Below are 20,083 nucleotides of genomic sequence, written 5' to 3'. Positions count from 1 at the left end.
TGAACAATAAGCACAGACGAGTTACAAGCAAAGCGCCTTTACCAAGCGCTTACTTTTGTTAAACGGTTGAAGCGCAAATAAAAAAACGGCCTGAACGGATTCAGGCCGCCGAAGTGTTGCCGTTTATTACTTCAGTACAGCCAGAGCCGCTGCATAGTCTGGCTCTTCAGCGATTTCCGACACCAGCTCGCTGTGCAATACATTGTTGTTCTCGTCCAGGACGACAACAGCACGGGCAGTCAGGTGAGCCAGAGCGCCATCGGCGATTTCAACGCCGTAGTTCTTGCCGAAATCGGCACTGCGGAAAGAAGACAGGTTCTGGACGTTCTCCAGACCTTCCGAGCCACAGAAGCGAGCCTGGGCGAATGGCAGGTCAGCGGAAATGCACAGCACGACGGCGTTTGCGACGTCATTGGCCTGGGCGTTGAACTTGCGCACGGAAGTAGCGCAGGTCGGAGTATCGACACTTGGGAAGATGTTCAGGACTTTACGCTTGCCCGCAAAGTCAGCCAGGGTCACATCGGCAAGGCCGGCACCGACCAGAGTGAAAGCGGGAGCAGCGCTGCCGGTTTTCGGCAGGTCGCCAGCGATTTGTACAGGGTTGCCTTTGAGCGTTACTTGAGCCATGAAACCAAGTCCTTTTACAGAGTTTTTGAAGAGCCGGAAGTTAACCACGAAAGTGTCAGACTACCTAGATCGGATATTTCCGAAAACTGCCATGAAACAGGCGTGCTGATCAGTCAGCGCACAGACGTGCAGGAGGCAGCTTGCTGGCGAAAAGGCCTGAAAACCGACAGATATTCTGCGTCTGTACGCGAAGTCGCCAGCAAGCTGCCTCCCACAAGGTGACTCATGAACCTTATTGATCGGCATTGCCTCGGGATAGAGCCATCGCCCTAGAAATCCCGCTTATAAAAAATATCCAGCGAACTGGCAAGGCCACTGGCCGCTTCCAGATACACCCTTTTGCTCAGCATATAGCGCAGCGCGATGGTATTGGCGGGCTCGAACACGCCCACGCCATAGCGCAGACTGAGTTTTTCGGTGATCTTGCCGCTGGCCACGACATTGGTCTTGTTGCCCGTGCCGGTGGTATCGAGTTCAAAGTCCTTGATCCCGAGGTTGTCGGCCAGTTTGCCGGTCGTCGACGCACTTCCCGCTACGCCCAGCGCCAGGGCGGCCTGGGCAACCATGTTGCTGTCTTCGCCGTCATTGCCCAGCGGCCTGCCCATCACCAGATAGGACAGCGCCTGCTCCTGACTCATGGCAGGTTCGGAAAACACTTCGGTAGTGGGCTGATCGGCACTGCCGGTCAGGCGGATACCGGCAATGATCTCGTCGGTCTGGCGAATCGCTTCGATATCCAGATAAGGCTGATCGATGGGGCCTGCAAACAACAGGCGAGCCTTGCGAATGTTCAGACGCTGGCCATAGGCGCGGTAACGCCCGTCATTGAGGTTCAGTTCGCCACGGGTATCCAGGTTGTCGCCAATGTGCACACGCCCGACAAGGTTGGCCGTCAGCCCGAAGCCGCTGAACGCCAGTTTTTCCTGCCCGACCTCGACATCGATATCCATCGCCATGGCCAGCGGCGGCGCACCCTCTTCGGTCTGCTGGCCCACGATGACCGTATCCCCCGACAGTTTCACAGTAGAAGGCGGCAACTCGCGCACCGTGATCGTGCCCTTGGGCACCAGCACCTTGCCGGAAATGCCCAACCGGTCGTTGTGCATGGCGATTTTCAGGTCGGGCGCCGCTTCCACGGCGACATAAGGATCGACGGTAATCGGCAGGCGCGAGCCCTTGAGATTGATATCCACCATCAGGGCCTGACCCCAGGCCACCTGCCCGCTCACGGTACCCTGCCCGGTCGCGCCGCTCTTCCAGCCGCCATTGAGCTGTACGTTTTCCCCCGCAATCAGGGCCTGGACTTTCAGATCCTGCAACTCCATAGGCAATTCAGGACCGGAAACCTCACCACCCTCCAGGCTGAGACTGCCATTGACCTGAGGTGCCAGCAGACCACCGGACAGCCGACCATTGCCACTCAGGCGGCCATTGAGTTTCTGCACCATGGGCACGAAGGGCCGCGCCACGGAAACGTCCAGGCCGGACAGGTTGAAGTCGCCACTCAGGCTCTTGTTGCGAGACAGCGGGTCGATTCGTGCCGTGAGCAGCAGTTTGCCCAGTTTCTCGCCATCGAAATCCAGTCGCGAATCGATACTGCGTGGTTTCAGGGTGCTGCTGAGTTTCAGGCTGCGATAAGGAAAGTCCAGCCACTGCTCCTTTTCCCGTACCCGCAGCGTGCCGTTGCTGGCATCGACCGTGATTTGCCCGTCAGGCCCGGCGGCTGGCAGATCGAGTCGGATATCGGCATTGAGCGCGCCTTTCCAGGCGAAGTCCTTGGGCAGCCACTGAGCCAGGCTTTCGAGGGGGAAGTTCTTCAGGTGATAACGCAACCGGGGCTCAGGCATCAGACGCTGATCCTCACCGCACAGGCTTGCCTGCCCGGAAGCCCAGCAATGGGCACCGAAGTTGATCTTGCCGTCGGCCAGACGTTCAAGCCTTGCAGGCTGTTGCAGTTTCCAGTCCTGCCCGCCGCTCTGAATGGCGCCGCTGGCCAGTCGTCCTCGCCAGTTGCCCTGATCCAGAGCACCGTCGAGTGCCAGCGCCAGTTTCAGCAACGGGCCTTGCAGGTCGAGTTTCATCTGCTGGTTCTTGAGCGTGCCCTGCCCATTGACGGTCAAGGTTCCCAATGCAGTGTCACCGGCGTGAATACCGCTGCCCTTGAGATCGACCGTTGCCCGCTGGGCCTGATCGAGCCTAGCCGCCACTGTCAGGTTTTGCAGGCGATTGTCCTGCAAAGCCAGTTGCGAGCCTTGCAGGTCAAACCTGCCCTGAGGGGCCTGGAACGTTCCGGCCAGATCCAGCTTTGCGTTGATCCGCCCCTGCAATCGTGGCCATAGCTGCCCAAGACGAGGCAGATTGAGGTCCACCTGACCTGCAAGACGCTGCTGCAAGCTGCCGCGACCCTGGATCCGGTTGTCGCCCAGGCGTATATCCAGCGCACCGAGGTTCCATTGCTCACCCGCGCCATCGGCTTTGACCAGCAACACCGCGGGCTGACCACGCAAGCGTCCCTTGAGATCCAGGTCGGCATTGAGTTCGAGCTTTTCGTCTTTCAATTGCCCTTTGCTGCGCAGCACCCCGGCCAGAGTGCCCGGCAGTTCCGCGACCCAATAGGACGGATCGAGGGAACCCAGATCCAGAGCGGTGTCCCAACCGATGCCATCGGCGAACTGCAGATTCAGATGACCGCTGGCCTTGCCCTGCCCTGCAACCAGCTCCAGTTGCGGCAGGTACACTCGCTGCAAATCGCCACTGAACGGGCTGCCCAGGCTGAAAGCACCTGCCGGGCCATCCAGGTCTGAACTGAAATTGCCCAGATACTGGCCGTCGGTGTAGGAAATCTCGCCCTTGAATGTGCGCAGACTGACCTGAGGCTCGCTCGCCAGCGGATAAAGCCGCTGCCACGGGAAGTCCAGCCAGTCGATTTTCGCATCGGCCTTGAACGCTTTTTCCCAGTTCAACTGGCCGTTGAGGGTGAGATGCTGCTGTTCACTGGCGGTCAGTTGCAGCGCCGTGATATCAGCGCCTTTGGCATCCACACGGCCTTGCAGCGCCAGAGCGACCGGGCCTTGTTCGGCGGGCAGGCTGGCGGTGCCGGTAATCTGGTAGCCGCTGTCGAGGTTGCCTTCGGCATTGAGCAACACCTGCTCAAGCTGCAAGGTATCCGGCAATCCGGCACTGGGCTTGAAGCGCTCGGAGGTGATGTTCACTTTGGCTGGCAGATGTTCGGCCAGGGCTTGCAACTCGCCTTTCAACTGCCCCTGCAAGTAACCACTGCTGTCGGCCTTGAGTTGCAGGGTCTTGAGCAGTTCGCCGGTGATATCCAGCGCCAGTGTCCATGACTGTCCGTCCTGTGGCGGCAGTTGCAAGGTGCCCTTGGCAGTCAGCGGCCAATCGCCTTCGGGCTTAAGCAGGCCGGCAAGGTCGAGGACCAGACTGTCGCGCTGCAAATGGGCCGAGTCGATCTGCAGACCATCAGCCGTCCAGTGCGCCGCCAGTTTCAGATCACTCAGTTGCTCGACGCCGTCCAGTTGCAGGCTGCCAAGCTGCACGTCATTCAAGCGAATCGCCAGGGGCAGTTTCAGTTGCGGCAAGGACAGCGGGCCTTCGCTGGCAGGCTCTTCGCTGGCTGCGAAATGCATACGCACCTGATTGGCATGCAGTTGCTCGATGCACAGCGTCATCTTCAAGAGGCAGCCAGGCGACCAGTCGAACTGGACGGCACTGACTTCAACGCGGTCCTCGCCCTGCTGCCAGAGCACCGAGTCAGCACGCCATTGTCCGCCCAGCCGACCGCTGAAATTATCTACCTGCAAACCCGGTACTCGCGCCAGTGCCCACTGGCTGCCGCTCTGCGTGCCCACTGCCATCCAGGTGCCCACCAGCAACAGCAGCAGGATCGTGACCAGCCCCAGACCCGCGATCTTCGCCCCACGCTTGATGTTCAGACGCTTCACAGTTCCGGTCCCATGGAGAAGTGCAGACGAATCCCGCCGTCATCGTCCAGCGCACGGGCCAGATCCAGGCGCAACGGCCCCACCGGTGAAACCCAGCGCCCCCCGAAACCTACGCCGGTCTTCAGGCTCGGCAGCTCAAGGTTATTGAAGGAGTTGCCCTGATCGACAAAAGTCGCCAGACGCCATTTTTCCGCGATGGAATATTGGTACTCGACGCTGCCCGCCACCATGTAGCGACCGCCGATACGGTCGCCATCGGAGTTAGTCGGCGACAGGGTCTGGTAGTCGTAACCGCGAACGCTCTGATCGCCACCGGCAAAAAAGCGCAGGGACGGCGGGATGGATTTATAGCCATTGGTCAGGTTGCCACCGAACTGCACGCGCCCGAGAAAGCGGTGATTCTGCGCAACGGTGGTCAGCCCCTTGAGCAGTACGTTGCCATGAAACAAGTTGGCATCGGACATCACGCCCTCCTTGGCCACCTGCGCATCGAACTGAAAACGGTAACCCTGGCTCGGATCGATGCGATTATCACTGCGCAGGAAGGAGTAGCTGATACCGGGCATCAGCAAGGTGCTCAGGCCGCTGTCATCGCCCAGGCGATACTCTTCGCGCTGCCACTTGAGGGAAACCACCCGCTCCCAACCACTGGGTAACTTGCTGTGCCATTCCGGGCCGACGGTGAGCAGTTTACTGAGGCTGTCGGTGCCTGCGATTTCTTCATACTGATAACCGCCGGCAAAACGCAGCTTGTCGGTCAGTGGCGGGTCGAGTGGTATGTCGTACCACAGACCCACATTCTGCCGGGGTGCCGACAGCTCGCTTTCAAAGCCATAACTGTGCCCTTGGGGATTGGCCCAGTGGCGCGTCCAGTTGGCCTTGCCACGCGGCCCGACGTCAGTGGAGAACCCCAGACCCAGGCCCATGGTGCGCGGCTTGCGGGTTTCCAGTTGCACAGTCACCGGAATGACCTGCCCGACGGCAGCGGCCGGAGCTGCATCCACCCGCACGCCCTCGAAATAGCCACTGGACTGCATGGCCTGATTGAGTTCGGCGATCAGTTGCGAGTCATAAGGCGTGTTTTCCTTGAACGGCACCATGCGCTTGAGCAGGTCGTCATCGAGGGGGGTATCGCCGCTGAACGCCACTTTGCCCAGGGAGTAGCGTGGGCCGCTTTCATAGACCAGATCGATATCTGCCACCCCGGCCCGAGGGTCCACTGCCAGACGCTGACTGGTAAAGCGGCCGCTGAAAAAGCCGTAGCGAGAGGCCTGATTCTGGATCAGGCGCTTGGCGTCTTCATAATAACCATGGTTGAGCACGGCACCGGGAGCCAGCGCCCGGCTTTTGGGGACCTGAAAAGCCTTCAGGGAAGCGGCAGGCCCATCGATACGTACCGTCACATTGCGCAGGCGGATCGGCTCACCGGGCTGGATGGTCATGACCAGCGTAGGGTCCTGCTCGCCTGTCACCTGACTCTCAATTTGCGCCTGATAGTAGCCCAGCGCCTGAGCCGCCTTCTGCGCCTGCTCTTCGGCGCCCAGGCTGAAATGTTTCAGGGCCTCGGCATCACGCTCGCCAAGGCTGCCTACATATCCTTCGACGTTGGCTTTGAGTTCCGGATTCGCGGGCTTGATCCTGACATCCAGACGGGCTTGGGCAAGAGCCGTTGCACTCATGGACATCAGCAGCGCGCTGCTGAGCAGGGTTAAAAACTTCATATGGTCACGGATGCTAACACGATCGACAGATTCTGCTGGAACCTGTCAATAATTCGAACTTTCAATCCCTTACGTCACAACCTGCAGAAAAACCTGAAGACCTGGTCAGAAAAAGCCTTCTGCGGACGTAATGCTGATCAGTTAAGGCCTGACAAAACTTGTGGGAGGCAGCTTGCTGGCGAAAAGCCCGTGAAGGCGCTGAAAATGAAATTGTCTTCACGCGGGTCGTCGCGGCCAAGGCCCCTCCCACAAGTGACAGGTATGCCTTGACTGACCGGCATTACATATTCTCCATTCATCAATCCAGCGTAGCAGCCGACAGCACGCTGGCCGTAAATCGGCCGGTCGGCTAGCATCGCTTCTTTGTATGAATTCAGGATTGCCGCTTCATGAAAATTGTATCTTTCAATATCAACGGTCTGCGTGCCCGACCGCATCAGCTGGCGGCGCTGATCGAAAAGCATCAGCCTGACGTGATTGGCCTGCAGGAAACCAAGGTCAGCGACGAGCAGTTTCCCCAGGCCGAGATCGAAGCACTGGGCTACCACGTTCACTTCCATGGCCAGAAAGGCCATTACGGCGTTGCCCTGCTCTCGCGCAATATGCCACTGGCCCTGCACAAGGGTTTCGAGGGGGACGATGAAGAGGCACAGAAGCGTTTCATCTGGGGCACCTACGCGGACAGCAATGGCCAGCCGGTTACCATCATGAACGGTTACTTCCCTCAGGGCGAAAGCCGCGACCACCCTACCAAGTTCCCCGCCAAGCAACGCTTCTACAACGACCTTCAAACACTGCTGGAAAGCCGTTTCAGCAATGAGCAGCCGCTGATCGTCATGGGCGATGTGAATATTTCCCCGCAGGACTGCGATATCGGCATCGGCCCGGACAATGCCAAGCGCTGGCTGAAAACCGGCAAATGCAGCTTTCTGCCGGAAGAACGCGAATGGATGGAGCGCCTGAAGAACTGGGGCCTGGTGGACAGCTTCCGCCACCTGCACCCGGAAGTGGTCGATCAGTTCAGCTGGTTCGACTACCGCAGTCGCGGCTTTGAAGACAGCCCCAAGCGCGGGCTGCGCATCGACCTGATCATGACGTCCACTGGTCTGCAACCACGCATCAAGGCAGCGGGTGTGGACTACGAATTGCGCGGCATGGAAAAACCTTCGGATCACGCGCCTATCTGGCTTGAATTGAGCTGATAAATGTCGCGATACCGGCTTGCCTGTGAACCCGCAGGCGAGTCGGCGCGAATAAACAGCAGACGCCTCATCAAGCGTCATATTTCAGCAATCTTTCTGTCTTATTCTGCCGAGACTTTCAGCTATACAAGGTGACGCAGATGCTGCGCGCTCTGCTTTGCGCACTGGTGCTGCCCTGCGCCTTCCTGCCCTGCATGACCCAGGCTGCGACGCCCGCGTTGCGCATCCAGGGTTCCAACACCATCAATGCGCAACTGGGCCCGGCACTGGTCGAAGGCCTGATGCGCCAGCAAGGGCTGCAAGCCCTGCAAAGACTCCCCGGCACACAGCCCAACGAAACCCGCGTGACGGGCTCAACGGCAACCGGACAGGCGGTGGTCGCGGAAATTGCTGCCCACGGCTCGGGCACCGGCTTCACTGCGCTCAAGGCAGGCAGCGCCGATATTGCGGCCTCTTCACGACCGATCAAGGATCAGGAAGCCCAGGAACTCAAAGCCCTTGGCGACCTGAAAAGCCCCGACAGCGAGCAAGTGATCGCCATCGACGGCGTGGCGGTCATCCTGCATCCGGGCAATCCGCTGCGACAGCTCAGCACTCTGGAACTGGCGCGCATCTTTTCGGGAGAAATCCGGGACTGGCAAGAGGTCGGCGGCAATGCCGGCGAGATTCATCTGTACGCACGCGACGAAAATTCCGGCACCTATGAAACCTTCAAGGAACTGGTGCTGACCCGTAACGGCAAGAACCTGTCGCGTCAGGCAAGACGCTTCGAGTCCAGCGAGCAGCTTTCCGATGCGGTCAGCAATGATCGCAACGGTATTGGCTTCATCGGCCTGCCTTATGTTCGCCACGCCAAAGCCGTAGCGGTTGCCGACGGAGAATCAAAAGCAATGCTACCCACTGTCAGCCTGATTGCCACCGAGGACTACCCGCTTTCGAGACGCCTCTATCTGTATGTTCCGCCCAAGGCCAACCATGACTGGGCCCAGGCACTGGTTCACTTTGCACAAAGCGCCGAAGGCCAGGCCATCGTGGCCAGCAACGGTTTTGTGGCTCAGACCGTTCAGGCCATGAAGGTGCAGGCAACGGCGCAGATGCCCGAGGACTATCAGGCATTGACTCGCAAAGCCGAGCGCCTGTCGGTCAACTTCCGCTTTGCCCAGGGCAGCGCCCGACTCGACAACAAGGCACAGCTGGATCTCAGGCGGGTGGCGGATTACCTCAAGACCCATCAGAAGCTCGATCAGCAAGTCACGCTGGTGGGCTTTGGCGATGCCAAGAGCGATTCGGCACGGGCCGCCCTGCTTTCCCGGCTGCGCGCCATGGCGGTTCGCCGGGAACTGCAGAAAAGTGGGGTGACCTTCCACGAAATACTGGGCTTCGGCGACGAAATGCCGGTCGCTGGCAACGATGCCGACGATGGCCGGATCAAGAACCGGCGGGTTGAAGTCTGGGTGAATTGAACCCGCGCCCCAACCCACTTACCTCTGCGGCAGGTATTTTCCCAGTTCGAATTTGCCAATGGCCGCACGATGCACCTCATCCGGGCCGTCGGCCAGACGCAAGGTGCGCTGCATGGCATACATGTAGGCCAGCGGGAAATCATTGGAAACCCCTGCGCCGCCATGGATCTGGATGGCCCGGTCAATGACTTTCAACGCCACGTTGGGCGCCACCACCTTGATCTGGGCAATCTCGCTCCTGGCCACCTTGTTACCCACGGTATCCATCATGTAGGCGGCCTTGAGGGTCAGCAGCCGCGCCATGTCGATTTCCATGCGCGAATCCGCGATCTTGTCGATATTGCCGCCCAGCAACCCCAGCGGCTTGCCGAATGCCACGCGACTGGCAGCACGCTGACACATCAGCTCCAGAGCACGCTCCGCCATGCCGATCGAGCGCATGCAGTGGTGGATACGCCCAGGCCCCAGACGCCCCTGGGCAATTTCAAAACCACGCCCTTCGCCCAACAGCACATTGCCATAAGGCACCCGGACATTCTCGAACAGCACTTCAGCGTGCCCATGAGGCGCATCGTCATAGCCAAAGACCGGCAGCGGCCGCACGATCTTCACGCCTGGCGTATCCGCGGGGACCAGAATCATGGAGTGCTGCTGATGGCGAGGCCCGTCGGGATTGGTCAGGCCCATGAAAATCAGGATCTTGCAGCGAGGATCACAGGCACCGGAGGTCCACCATTTGCGCCCATTGATGACCCACTCATCGCCATCCCGCTCGGCGCGGGCCGCCATATTGGTTGCATCCGAGGACGCCACGTCAGGCTCGGTCATGGCAAAGGCCGAACGAATCTCGCCTCGCAGCAGCGGCTCCAGCCATTGCTGCTTCTGCTCCGGGGTTGCGTAACGCACCAGCACTTCCATATTGCCGGTGTCCGGAGCCGAGCAGTTGAAGGGCTCAGGCCCGAGCAGCGAGCGGCCCATGATTTCAGCCAGAGGCGCGTATTCAAGGTTGGTCAGGCCGGCGCCCAGTTCCGAGTCGGGCAGAAACAGGTTCCACAGACCTTGCTCCCTGGCCCTGGCTTTGAGCTCTTCCATGATTGCCGTGGGCTGCCAGCGATCACCTTCCGCCACCTGGCGCTCGAACACGGGTTCGGCGGGATAGACGTAAGCGTCCATGAAGGCAGTGACGCGCTCGCGCAGCTCCTGCACTTTCGGGGAATAGGCAAAATCCATGGGCAGCTACCTTCTCAAGGGAATGGAGGTCATGAAAAGGATGCTAAAGAACCCACCGGCATTTATCTAATCTATTCTCGGCGTATATAAACATTCATAACCAATATATGATCGAGCTACGCTGCGGCATAAGCAGTGACCCTACAAGAACAACGAGAGGCGCCTCCAATGAACCTGAGCAAGGTTGATCTCAATCTTTTCATTGTCTTCGACGCCATTTACACCGAAGCCAATCTGACACGAGCCGGCCAGATCGTGGGCATTACCCAGCCAGCGGTATCCAACGCCCTGGCGCGACTGCGGGAAACCTTCAACGATCCGCTGTTCGTGCGCACGGCACAGGGCATGGTGCCCACGCCTATGGCCCAGAACATCATCGGCCCGGTGCGCAATGCCTTGTCACTGCTGAGGGTATCGGTGCAGGAAAGCCGGATCTTCAATCCGCTGCAGGCCAGCAAGAACTACCGCATCAGCATGACCGACCTGACCGAAGCGGTGATCCTGCCCCTGCTGTTTCAGCGTCTGCGGCGTCAGGCCCCGGCAGTGACCATCGAAAGCTTCCTGTCCAAACGTCGCGAAACCACCAAGGAGCTGGCTGCCGGTCGCCTGGACTTCGCCGTCGATGCGCCTCTCAATACCGACCCGCAGGTGCGGCACGTCAAGTTGATGGAAGACAAATACGTCTGCGCCATGCGCAAAGGCCATCCTCTGGCAGGCAAGGCCGCCTTCAATCTAGATGACTATCTGGCACAGGCGCACATTCATATTTCCAGCCGTCGCAGCGGCCTTGGGCATGTGGACCTGGCGCTGGGCAAGATGGGAATCCAGCGCAAGATCGCCTTGCGCTCCCAGCACTACCTGATGGCGACTCAGGTGCTGCAACAGACCGACATGGTCATGACCGTCCCCGAGCGTTTTTCCCGGCGTCACGACCTGCACTATGCGCAGTTGCCGGTCAGCGATGTTCCGGCCGTGGAAACCCATCTGTACTGGCACGAAAGCACCGATCAGGATCCGGCCAATCGCTGGATGCGCGAGCAGCTTATCGAGCTGTGCCAGCGGGTTACGGCACAGGAAAACAAGACAGAAACAGCATCAGCTATATAGCCCAAGCCAATGATAAATATAGATTTAAATTAAAAAATTAAAGCTAGTTCTAGCTTTAACTTTGACCCTGCAGAGCGGTATCGGCTTGACGTATACGTCAAGCCAGCCTTAGGTTAACCCAAAGGTTTCCCCCGCCGAGCGCCCCATGAACAGCCCGACCTACAGCATCTCCGACCTCGCCCGCGAACTGGACATCACCACCCGCGCCATTCGCTTTTACGAGGAACAAGGCATGCTCAGCCCCGAAAGACGGGGCCTGGAGCGCATCTACTCCCCCCGCGACAAAGTCACCCTCAAGCTGATCCTGCGCGGTAAACGCATCGGTTTCTCCCTGGCAGAATGCCGGGAGCTGATCGAGCTGTACGACCCTCACGGCGACAATCAGAAGCAGTTACACAGCATGCTGGGCAAGATCGAAGAGCGCCGCAACCAGCTGGAGCAGCAGCTTCTGGATATTCAGCAGATGCAACTGGAGCTGGATACCGCAGAGGAACGCTGTCGGGCTGCACTGAATAAAACCCTTTGATATCAATAATATAAATAACAAACCTCGACAATAAATGAGGTACAACCGCCATGCATTTACCTCAACGCGTTCGCCTGGTGGAAGTTGGCCCCAGAGACGGCCTGCAAAATGAAGCGCGTCCGGTGAGCATTTCGGACAAGGTTCAACTGATCCAGGACCTGACAGCCGCAGGACTGAAGCACATCGAGGCCGGCAGTTTCGTATCCCCCAAATGGGTGCCGCAGATGGCCGGCTCCGCCGAAGTCTTTGCCAGCCTTCAACCTCAAACCGATGTCATCTATTCAGCACTGACCCCCAACCTGAAAGGTTTCGAAGATGCGCTGGCGGCCGGTGTTCGTGAGGTGGCGGTATTTGCTTCGGCCTCCGAAGCCTTTTCCCGGCGCAATATCAACTGCTCCATCAACGAAAGTCTGGAGCGGTTTCTGCCGGTAATGGCGGCGGCACATCTGCACGGGATTCGCGTGCGAGGCTATGTGTCGTGCGTACTGGGCTGCCCTTACGAAGGCAAGGTTTCGCCCCAGCAAGTGTCGTCCGTGGCCAACGAGTTGATCGCGATGGGCTGCTACGAAGTGTCTCTGGGCGACACCATCGGCATCGGCACACCCGCCAACACCCGAGAGCTTTTCAACGTGGTCGCCGGGCAGATTCCCCGGGGCAAACTCGCCGGGCATTTTCACGACACCTACGGCCAGGCCCTGGCCAATATCTACGCCAGCCTGCTGGAAGGCATCGCGGTCTTCGACAGCTCGGTTGCCGGACTTGGCGGTTGCCCTTACGCCAAGGGTGCCAGCGGCAATGTGGCGACAGAGGACGTGCTGTATATGCTCGGCGGCCTGGGCATCGACACGGGCATCGACCTGGATCTGCTGATCGCGGCTGGCCAGCGAATCTGTACCGTGCTGGAACGTCGCAACGGCTCAAAGGTGGCCATGGCTCATCTGCCCGCCTGAGAAAGGTCATTGGTCGGCGAGCCGGTGCGGCAACTTGTCACAGAGTGTTACCCTCGTCGGGATCAGTTGAGTGAAAACGGGTAACACGGAAACATTCAATGGCTGACGGGCAAGCACCTCAGCGTCAAGAATCCCGCCAAAGCCCTGCTTTTAAAGGGTTTCGCAAAAACTGGCACGGGTTCTGCTATATCTCTTGTACAACAAGAACAAGAAAACGCAGCAATCCAATAAAAACAATACGTATCGGCTCTGACATAACAAGAACAACACGGACAGAGGCGCAGCTAACAGATTTTTTTGGAGTGGATAGCTTTTAGAGGCCCTTGCGAAGGGGTACTCGCAACCAGGCAGAGAACAATAAAACTACCTTCAGGTAGCTCCGGAACTGGTTGGATCGACACGATAAAAGCGATATCAGCGCTCAAAAAAATACGTTTGCTCTTGATCCCGAATGGGGGTCGCTCAAAAAAGATGTGAAGGGCCAGGTCGCCAACAACAATAAAAGACCTCCCGAAAAACAAAAAAGAGCATGCAAAGAAACCTTGAAGGGGAGCCCAGGCTCCCCTTCGTGCTTTCCGGCATTCCCATCATCCCCCCTCTCTTTCCCCTGTTCGCCCTCCGACATTGACACCTTGGCAATTACAGGCTTACGTTAACGTAAAGGTCATAGCCAATCCGCCAATAATAAAACTGGAGCGCTATTCATGATCTACCCCAGTCTGAACTTCGCCCTGGGCGAAACCATCGACATGCTGCGCGACCAGATCCAGTCCTTTGTCGCGTCGGAGCTTTCCCCCCGTGCCGCACAGATCGACAGGGACAACCTGTTCCCCGCCGACATGTGGCGCAAGTTCGGGGACATGGGGCTTCTGGGCATCACCGTCAGCGAAGAATATGGCGGCGCGTGCCTCGGCTACCTGGCCCACGTGGTTGCCATGGAAGAAATCAGCCGCGGGTCGGCCTCGGTCGCCCTCTCCTACGGCGCCCACTCGAATCTGTGTGTCAACCAGATCAACCGCAATGGCAACCCGGCGCAGAAAGCCCGCTACCTGCCCAGGCTGATCAGTGGAGAACATGTCGGCGCCCTGGCCATGAGCGAACCCAATGCCGGGTCGGACGTGGTGTCCATGAAGCTGCGGGCCGAGCGCCGCGGCGACCGCTTCGTGCTCAATGGCAGCAAGACCTGGATCACCAACGGCCCGGACGCCAATACCTACGTGATCTACGCCAAGACCGACCTGGAAAAGGCCGCCCATGGCATCAGTGCCTTTATCGTCGAGCGTGACTGGAAAGGTTTCACCCGCAGTAACAAGTTCGACAAGCTCGGCATGCGCGGCTCCAACACCTGCGAGCTGTTTTTCGATGACGTGGAAGTCCCGGAAGAAAACCTGCTGGGGCCGCTCAATGGCGGCGTGAAGGTGTTGATGAGCGGCCTGGATTACGAGCGCGTCGTGCTCTCCGGCGGCCCGACCGGGATCATGCAGGCCTGCATGGATGTGGTGTTGCCTTATATCCACGACCGCAAGCAGTTTGGCCAGAGTATTGGCGAGTTTCAGCTCATTCAGGGCAAGGTCGCGGACATGTACACCCAGATGAATGCCAGCCGCGCGTATCTGTATGCCGTCGCCCAGGCCTGCGACCGCGGCGAAACCACCCGCAAGGATGCCGCCGGCATCATCCTTTACAGCGCCGAACGGGCTACGCAAATGGCGCTGGATACCATCCAGATTCTGGGCGGCAATGGCTATATCAACGAGTTTCCGGCCGGTCGCCTGCTACGCGACGCCAAGCTGTATGAGATCGGCGCAGGCACCAGTGAAATCCGGCGCATGCTGATCGGCCGCGAACTGTTCAACGAGACACGCTGAGCCCGGGAGTGCTTCATGACCATTCTGCACAGCCAAATCAATACGCGCTCTCCCGAATACGCCAGCAACCACGCCGCCTTGCTGGAACAGGTCAATGACCTGCGCCGTCTGCTGGCCAGAGTTCATGAAGGTGGCGGCAGCAAGGCACAGGAACGCCACACGTCCCGAGGCAAGCTGCTGCCCCGCGAGCGCATCAATCGCTTGCTGGACCCCGGTTCGCCGTTTCTGGAAATCGGCCAGCTCGCGGCCCATGCCGTCTATGACGAAGAGGTTCCGGCCGCGGGCGTGATTGCCGGCATTGGCCGGGTCGAAGGTGTGGAATGCATGATTGTCGCCAACGACGCCACGGTCAAAGGCGGCTCCTACTACCCGTTGACCGTCAAGAAACACCTGCGGGCCCAGGCCATCGCGCAGCAGAACCGCCTGCCCTGCATCTATCTGGTGGATTCGGGCGGTGCCAACCTGCCGCGTCAGGATGAAGTGTTTCCGGATCGCGAACACTTCGGGCGGATCTTTTTCAATCAGGCCAACATGAGCGCCATGGGCATCCCGCAGATCGCCGTGGTAATGGGCTCCTGCACGGCGGGCGGTGCCTATGTGCCCGCCATGGCCGACGAAGCGATCATGGTGCGCCAGCAGGCCACGATTTTCCTGGCCGGGCCGCCACTGGTGAAGGCCGCCACCGGCGAAGTGGTGAGCGCCGAGGATCTGGGCGGTGCCGATGTGCATTGCCGGACCTCCGGAGTGGCCGACCACTACGCCGAGAACGACGAACACGCCCTGGAGCTGGCCCGCCGCAGTATCGCCAACCTCAACTGGCACAAGCAGGGTCGACTGAACGTCATTGCACCTGTTGAGCCCTTGTATGCCAGCGACGAGCTGTATGGCGTGATTCCCGCCGAAGCCAAGCAGCCTTTCGATGTGCGCGAGGTCATTGCACGGCTGGTGGACGGTTCGGTGCTCGATGAATTCAAGGCGCTGTTCGGCACCACGCTGGTCTGCGGCTTTGCCCGGCTGCATGGCTATCCCGTCGCGATCCTCGCCAATAACGGCATTCTGTTCGCCGAAGCCGCACAGAAAGGCGCGCATTTCATCGAGCTGGCCTGCCAGCGCGGCATCCCGTTGCTGTTCCTGCAGAACATCACCGGCTTCATGGTCGGCCAGAAATACGAAAGCGGCGGCATTGCCAAGCACGGCGCCAAGCTGGTGACCGCCGTGGCATGCGCCAAAGTACCCAAGTTCACGGTGATCATCGGTGGCAGCTTCGGGGCCGGAAACTATGGGATGTGTGGCCGCGCCTATGACCCGCGCTTCCTGTGGATGTGGCCCAATGCCCGGATCGGCGTGATGGGCGGCGAACAGGCAGCAGGCGTGCTGGTGCAGGTCAAGCGTGAACAGGCCGAGCGCAGCGGCCAGACCTTCAGCGAAGAGCAGCAGGCCGCACTGAAACAGCCGATCCTCGACCAGTACGAACATCAGGGCCACCCCTACTATTCCAGCGCCCGCCTGTGGGACGACGGCGTTATCGACCCTGCGCAAACCCGCGACATTCTGGCCCTGGCACTTTCAGCCTCGCTCAACGCCCCCATCGAACCCACCACGTTCGGCCTGTTTCGCATGTAAGGGGATAAACCATGACGCCCTTCGCAACCATCACCCTGATCGAAGACCCACGCGGCTTCGCCACCCTCTGGCTCCATCGTCCGGAAAAGCACAACGCCTTCAATGCGCAGATGATTCGCGAGCTGATCCTGGCCCTGGACGCCGTACACGCCAATGCCAGTCTTCGCTTCCTGCTGATTCGCGGGCATGGCAAGCATTTCAGCGCAGGTGCCGACCTGAGCTGGATGCAGCAGGCAGCGGATATGGATTACAACACCAACCTGGACGACGCCCGGGAACTGGCCGAACTGATGTACAACCTGGCCAGACTGAAAATCCCGACCCTGGCCGTGGTTCAAGGCGCGGCATTTGGCGGCGCACTGGGCCTGATCAGTTGCTGCGACATGGCAATCGGTGCGCAAGAAGCGCAGTTCTGCCTGTCGGAGGTACGGATTGGCCTGGCACCCGCAGTGATCAGCCCGTTTGTGGTTCAGGCCATCGGTGAACGTGCGGCACGGCGCTACACCCTGACCGCCGAGCGCTTCGATGGTGTGCGTGCCCGGGAGATCGGCCTGCTTGCCGAGTGTTACCCGCTGGCGGATCTGGAAAACCAGACGCAAGTGTGGATCGATAACCTGCTGCTCAACAGCCCCCACGCCATGCGTACCAGCAAAGACCTGCTGCGGGAAGTGGGCAGCGGCGAGCTGACGCCGTCTCTGCGCCGTTACTGCGAAAGCACCATTGCGCGGATTCGCACCAGCGCCGAAGGCCAGGAAGGTTTGCGGGCCTTCCTGGAAAAGCGCCAGCCGTACTGGCAGGCATCTGCAGACAAACAGAAGGACTCGCAATCATGAGCGTCCCGGCCAAGCCTGTACTGACCACGCTGCTGGTTGCCAACCGGGGCGAAATCACCTGCCGCATCATGCGTACCGCCAGACAGCTCGGGCTGACCACCGTGGCAGTCCACAGCGCCATCGACCGGGAGGCCCGTCACAGCCGTGAAGCCGACATTCGGGTGGACCTTGGGGGCAGCAAGGCAGCCGACAGTTATCTGCAGATCGACAAACTGATAGCCGGCGCCCGCTCCAGCGGCGCTCAGGCGATACATCCCGGCTACGGTTTTCTGTCCGAGAGTGCCGAGTTTGCCCGAGCCGTTGAAAACGCCGGACTGATCTTTATCGGCCCGCCCGCTTCGGCCATAGAGGCCATGGGCAGCAAGTCAGCCGCCAAATCCCTGATGGAAGCTGCCGGAGTCCCGCTGGTGCCCGGCTACCATGGCGCAGCCCAGGATCTGGACACCTTTCGGGCCGCAGCCGAGCGCATCGGCTATCCCGTTCTGCTCAAGGCCACCGCTGGAGGCGGCGGCAAGGGCATGAAGGTCGTAGAAAACCCCAGCGAACTGGCCGAGGCACTGGCTTCGGGGCAGCGCGAGGCCAAGTCCTCGTTTGGCGACTCGCGAATGCTGGTGGAAAAGTACCTGCTCAGGCCGCGCCATATCGAGATCCAGGTGTTTGCCGACCAGCATGGCCATTGCCTCTACCTCAATGAGCGGGACTGCTCGATACAGCGTCGCCACCAGAAAGTCGTCGAAGAAGCGCCTGCTCCGGGCCTGAGCCCGCAATTGCGCCAGACCATGGGCGAAGCCGCCGTCCGGGCAGCCCAGGCCATCGGTTATGTGGGTGCAGGCACCGTGGAGTTTCTGCTGGATTCGCGGGGCGAATTCTTCTTCATGGAGATGAACACCCGCCTGCAGGTCGAACACCCGGTGACCGAATACATCACCGGGCTTGATCTGGTGCAGTGGCAGATCAGTGTCGCCCTTGGCGAGGCACTGCCGATCACTCAAGAGCAAGTTCCCCTGAACGGGCACGCCATTGAAGTGCGCCTGTACGCCGAAGACCCGGAAAACGACTTTCTACCCGCCACAGGCACCCTCGACCTCTATCGCGAGCCCCTTCCCCGTACAGGCTGGCGGATCGACAGCGGCGTCAGTCAGGGCGACAGCATCTCGCCGTTCTACGACCCCATGTTAGGCAAGCTGATCGCCTGGGGCGAAAACCGCGAAGAAGCACGCCTGCGACTGCTGGCCATGCTGGATGAGTTCGCAGTGGGCGGCGTGAAAACCAACCTGGCGTTTTTGCAGCGCATCATTGGTCATCCGGCCTTTGCTGCCGCCGAACTGGATACCGGATTCATCCCCCGCCATCAGGAGCACTTGCTGCCTGACACGGGCGAGTTGACCGAAGCGTTCTGGCAGGCCGCCGCCGAAGCCTTTATTCAGAGCGAACCTTCACGTATCTGCACGGAGGACCTGCACTCGCCATGGTGTTCAAACACAGGCCTGCGCTTAGGGCTACCCGATCAGATCGATCTGCACTTGCAGTGCAAGGACCAGACGAAAGTCGTCCGCCTGCGTCGCAGCAGCGAAGCCCTGTTGCGGTGGAGCGGCGAGCGACTGGTCGTGGAGAGCAATGGCGTTCGTCATCAACATCTGGCCATCCGCCAGAACGAAACGCTGTACCTCAAGTGGCAAGGTGAAGTGCACGCGATCAGACGCATGGACCCCATCGCGGCCGCCAGTGCCAGCGACACCCGGCAAGGCGGTTTTACCGCCCCCATGAATGGCAGCATCGTGCGCGTGCTGGTGCAAGCGGGCCAGCAGGTTGAGGCAGGTACACAACTGGTGGTGCTTGAGGCCATGAAAATGGAACACAGCATTCGTGCCGCACAGGCAGGCGTGATTGCGGCATTACATTGCCAAGAGGGAGAAATGGTCAGCGAAGGCACGTTGCTGGTAGAAATGCAAGACGTGTAGCACCCTTCCGGCTCGCACAGGACGGCATCACAGCAGAGGGAGGATTATTTATTTCAATGGATGCAGGAAAAACATTTGACTTGCAAATGATAATGATTATTATTGCATCAGCTGGTCGCGAGACTGGCGGATAACCCAGGAGTCTTAGGTCGACTCCCGGATTATCTCCTCATCAGGCTAATCACGGTTTTTGACCCGGCTTTTTGCCGGGTCTTTTTTTTGGTTTTTTCGCTGCTTCAGGCTAATGAAGTCTTTGTGTGTCTCAATGGCGCGGATCATAGCAAAACAACATCGATCAAGGTCATAAATTTTAGCTCCACCTTTCATTAAAAATAGTAATTGTTGTCACTTTTCACTTGAGAATGATTCTCGAATTCACTAGCCTGAAGCTGATCACGGATGGCAACACACACTTTACAAGGAAGATTCCATGGAAGATCAGCGAGCGATAGATCATGAGTAGCCAGCTCTCTCCTCTGTTGCATCTGCCAACCCGGCAGCCCGATGCCCCTATAACCCGGCATGCCGCCGAGTTGAGCCGCAGCCTGGGCAAACTTTCGCGCCGTCGCCAGCAGATATTCCTGCTCAGCCGTCTCGATGGTGTCGCCTACGCCGAGATCGCTGCCTTTATGGAAGTCGATCTGGAAAAGGTCGAACGCGCCATGTTCCGGGTGCTGCAACAGGCTTACAGGCATGAGGAAAGTCCAGCCGACTTCCCCGGTGACCAGGCTCAGGAACAGGCCAACCGCTGGTATGTTCACCTGCAAAGCCCAGCCACCACTGCCAGCCAGCGCATCGAGTTTCGTCACTGGCTGGACGCCGATCCGGCACACCTTGCGGCCTTCCAGACCAGCGAACGCCTGTGGCGTCGCCTGCAAACGCCCGCCGCCCTCCTCGGCAGCTCAGGCTGGCATCGCCGCAAGCGCCGCACTTATATGGCCTGGTGCCTGTTCACCGCATTCGTCTGCGGCCTGGTGATGACGGCTGAAACATTCTCCTGAACAGTCCATGGC

General features: G+C 59.4%; 15 protein-coding genes. 10 read left to right on the top strand and 5 right to left on the bottom strand.

Going from position 1 to position 20,083, the window contains the following annotated elements; genetic code table 11:
- Positions 1-126: 126 nt before the first annotated feature.
- The 3 genes from tpx to KQP88_RS11865 form a co-directional block, all read right to left on the bottom strand.
- The gene (gene tpx, locus KQP88_RS11875) at positions 127-627 is read right to left on the bottom strand and encodes a thiol peroxidase (RefSeq protein WP_198723963.1); all 501 of its coding nucleotides are present in this window, start codon (positions 625-627) and stop codon (positions 127-129) included.
- Positions 628-896: 269 nt separating this feature from the next.
- Positions 897-4,577: a translocation/assembly module TamB domain-containing protein gene (locus KQP88_RS11870; protein ID WP_216705940.1), complete on the bottom strand. Its 3,681-nt coding sequence runs from the start codon at positions 4,575-4,577 to the stop codon at positions 897-899.
- Between the two features lie 5 nt (positions 4,578-4,582).
- Entirely contained in the window at positions 4,583-6,307 is a 1,725-nt protein-coding gene (locus KQP88_RS11865; RefSeq protein ID WP_216705787.1) for an autotransporter assembly complex protein TamA, read from the bottom strand.
- Positions 6,308-6,696: 389 nt separating this feature from the next.
- Here KQP88_RS11865 and xthA point away from each other — a divergent pair, with 389 nt between their 5' ends.
- A complete protein-coding gene (xthA, locus tag KQP88_RS11860) occupies positions 6,697-7,509 on the top strand; it encodes an exodeoxyribonuclease III (protein ID WP_200992317.1) in 813 nt (270 codons plus the stop codon).
- A 140-nt stretch (positions 7,510-7,649) separates the two neighbouring features.
- Complete coding sequence (locus KQP88_RS11855; RefSeq protein WP_216705786.1) at positions 7,650-8,972, top strand: substrate-binding domain-containing protein; 1,323 nt, start codon at positions 7,650-7,652, stop codon at positions 8,970-8,972.
- A gap of 18 nt (positions 8,973-8,990) precedes the next feature.
- On the opposite strand, the gene KQP88_RS11850 is transcribed toward KQP88_RS11855, so the two are convergent.
- Positions 8,991-10,202, bottom strand: coding sequence for an acyl-CoA dehydrogenase (locus tag KQP88_RS11850; RefSeq protein WP_216705785.1), 1,212 nt, complete (start codon positions 10,200-10,202; stop codon positions 8,991-8,993).
- A 168-nt stretch (positions 10,203-10,370) separates the two neighbouring features.
- Between KQP88_RS11850 and KQP88_RS11845 the strand changes: the two genes are divergently transcribed.
- From KQP88_RS11845 to KQP88_RS11835, 3 genes are all read left to right on the top strand, one after another.
- Positions 10,371-11,309, top strand: coding sequence for a LysR family transcriptional regulator (locus tag KQP88_RS11845; protein WP_200992320.1), 939 nt, complete (start codon positions 10,371-10,373; stop codon positions 11,307-11,309).
- Between the two features lie 145 nt (positions 11,310-11,454).
- The gene (locus tag KQP88_RS11840) at positions 11,455-11,835 is read left to right on the top strand and encodes a MerR family transcriptional regulator (RefSeq protein ID WP_216705784.1); all 381 of its coding nucleotides are present in this window, start codon (positions 11,455-11,457) and stop codon (positions 11,833-11,835) included.
- Between the two features lie 50 nt (positions 11,836-11,885).
- Positions 11,886-12,785, top strand: coding sequence for a hydroxymethylglutaryl-CoA lyase (locus KQP88_RS11835; RefSeq protein WP_216705783.1), 900 nt, complete (start codon positions 11,886-11,888; stop codon positions 12,783-12,785).
- Positions 12,786-13,069: 284 nt separating this feature from the next.
- Here KQP88_RS11835 and KQP88_RS25450 read toward each other — a convergent pair whose 3' ends face one another.
- The gene (locus tag KQP88_RS25450; protein ID WP_308507670.1) at positions 13,070-13,306 is read right to left on the bottom strand and encodes a hypothetical protein; all 237 of its coding nucleotides are present in this window, start codon (positions 13,304-13,306) and stop codon (positions 13,070-13,072) included.
- 183 nt (positions 13,307-13,489) lie between these two features.
- On the opposite strand from KQP88_RS25450, the gene KQP88_RS11830 reads away from it, so the two are divergent.
- The 5 genes from KQP88_RS11830 (at position 13,490) to KQP88_RS11810 (ending at position 20,071) form a co-directional block, all read left to right on the top strand.
- Entirely contained in the window at positions 13,490-14,653 is a 1,164-nt protein-coding gene (locus KQP88_RS11830) for an isovaleryl-CoA dehydrogenase (protein ID WP_216705782.1), read from the top strand.
- 15 nt (positions 14,654-14,668) lie between these two features.
- Entirely contained in the window at positions 14,669-16,276 is a 1,608-nt protein-coding gene (locus KQP88_RS11825; protein WP_216705781.1) for a carboxyl transferase domain-containing protein, read from the top strand.
- A gap of 11 nt (positions 16,277-16,287) precedes the next feature.
- Positions 16,288-17,109: a gamma-carboxygeranoyl-CoA hydratase gene (locus KQP88_RS11820; protein ID WP_216705780.1), complete on the top strand. Its 822-nt coding sequence runs from the start codon at positions 16,288-16,290 to the stop codon at positions 17,107-17,109.
- Positions 17,106-19,070, top strand: a complete 1,965-nt coding sequence (locus KQP88_RS11815) for an acetyl/propionyl/methylcrotonyl-CoA carboxylase subunit alpha (protein ID WP_216705779.1) — start codon at positions 17,106-17,108, stop codon at positions 19,068-19,070. Before KQP88_RS11820 ends, KQP88_RS11815 begins: the two co-directional genes overlap by 4 nt.
- 455 nt (positions 19,071-19,525) lie before the next feature.
- Positions 19,526-20,071 carry a DUF4880 domain-containing protein gene (locus KQP88_RS11810; RefSeq protein WP_216705778.1) on the top strand — a complete coding sequence of 182 codons (546 nt, stop codon included), beginning with the start codon at positions 19,526-19,528 and terminating at the stop codon, positions 20,069-20,071.
- Positions 20,072-20,083: the final 12 nt, after the last annotated feature.

The sequence above is a fragment of the Pseudomonas lijiangensis genome, from assembly GCF_018968705.1.
In the GTDB taxonomy this organism is placed as follows: domain Bacteria; phylum Pseudomonadota; class Gammaproteobacteria; order Pseudomonadales; family Pseudomonadaceae; genus Aquipseudomonas; species Aquipseudomonas lijiangensis.
The sequence above is the reverse complement of the archived record's forward strand: the minus strand, read 5'-3'. Positions and strand labels throughout refer to the sequence as shown.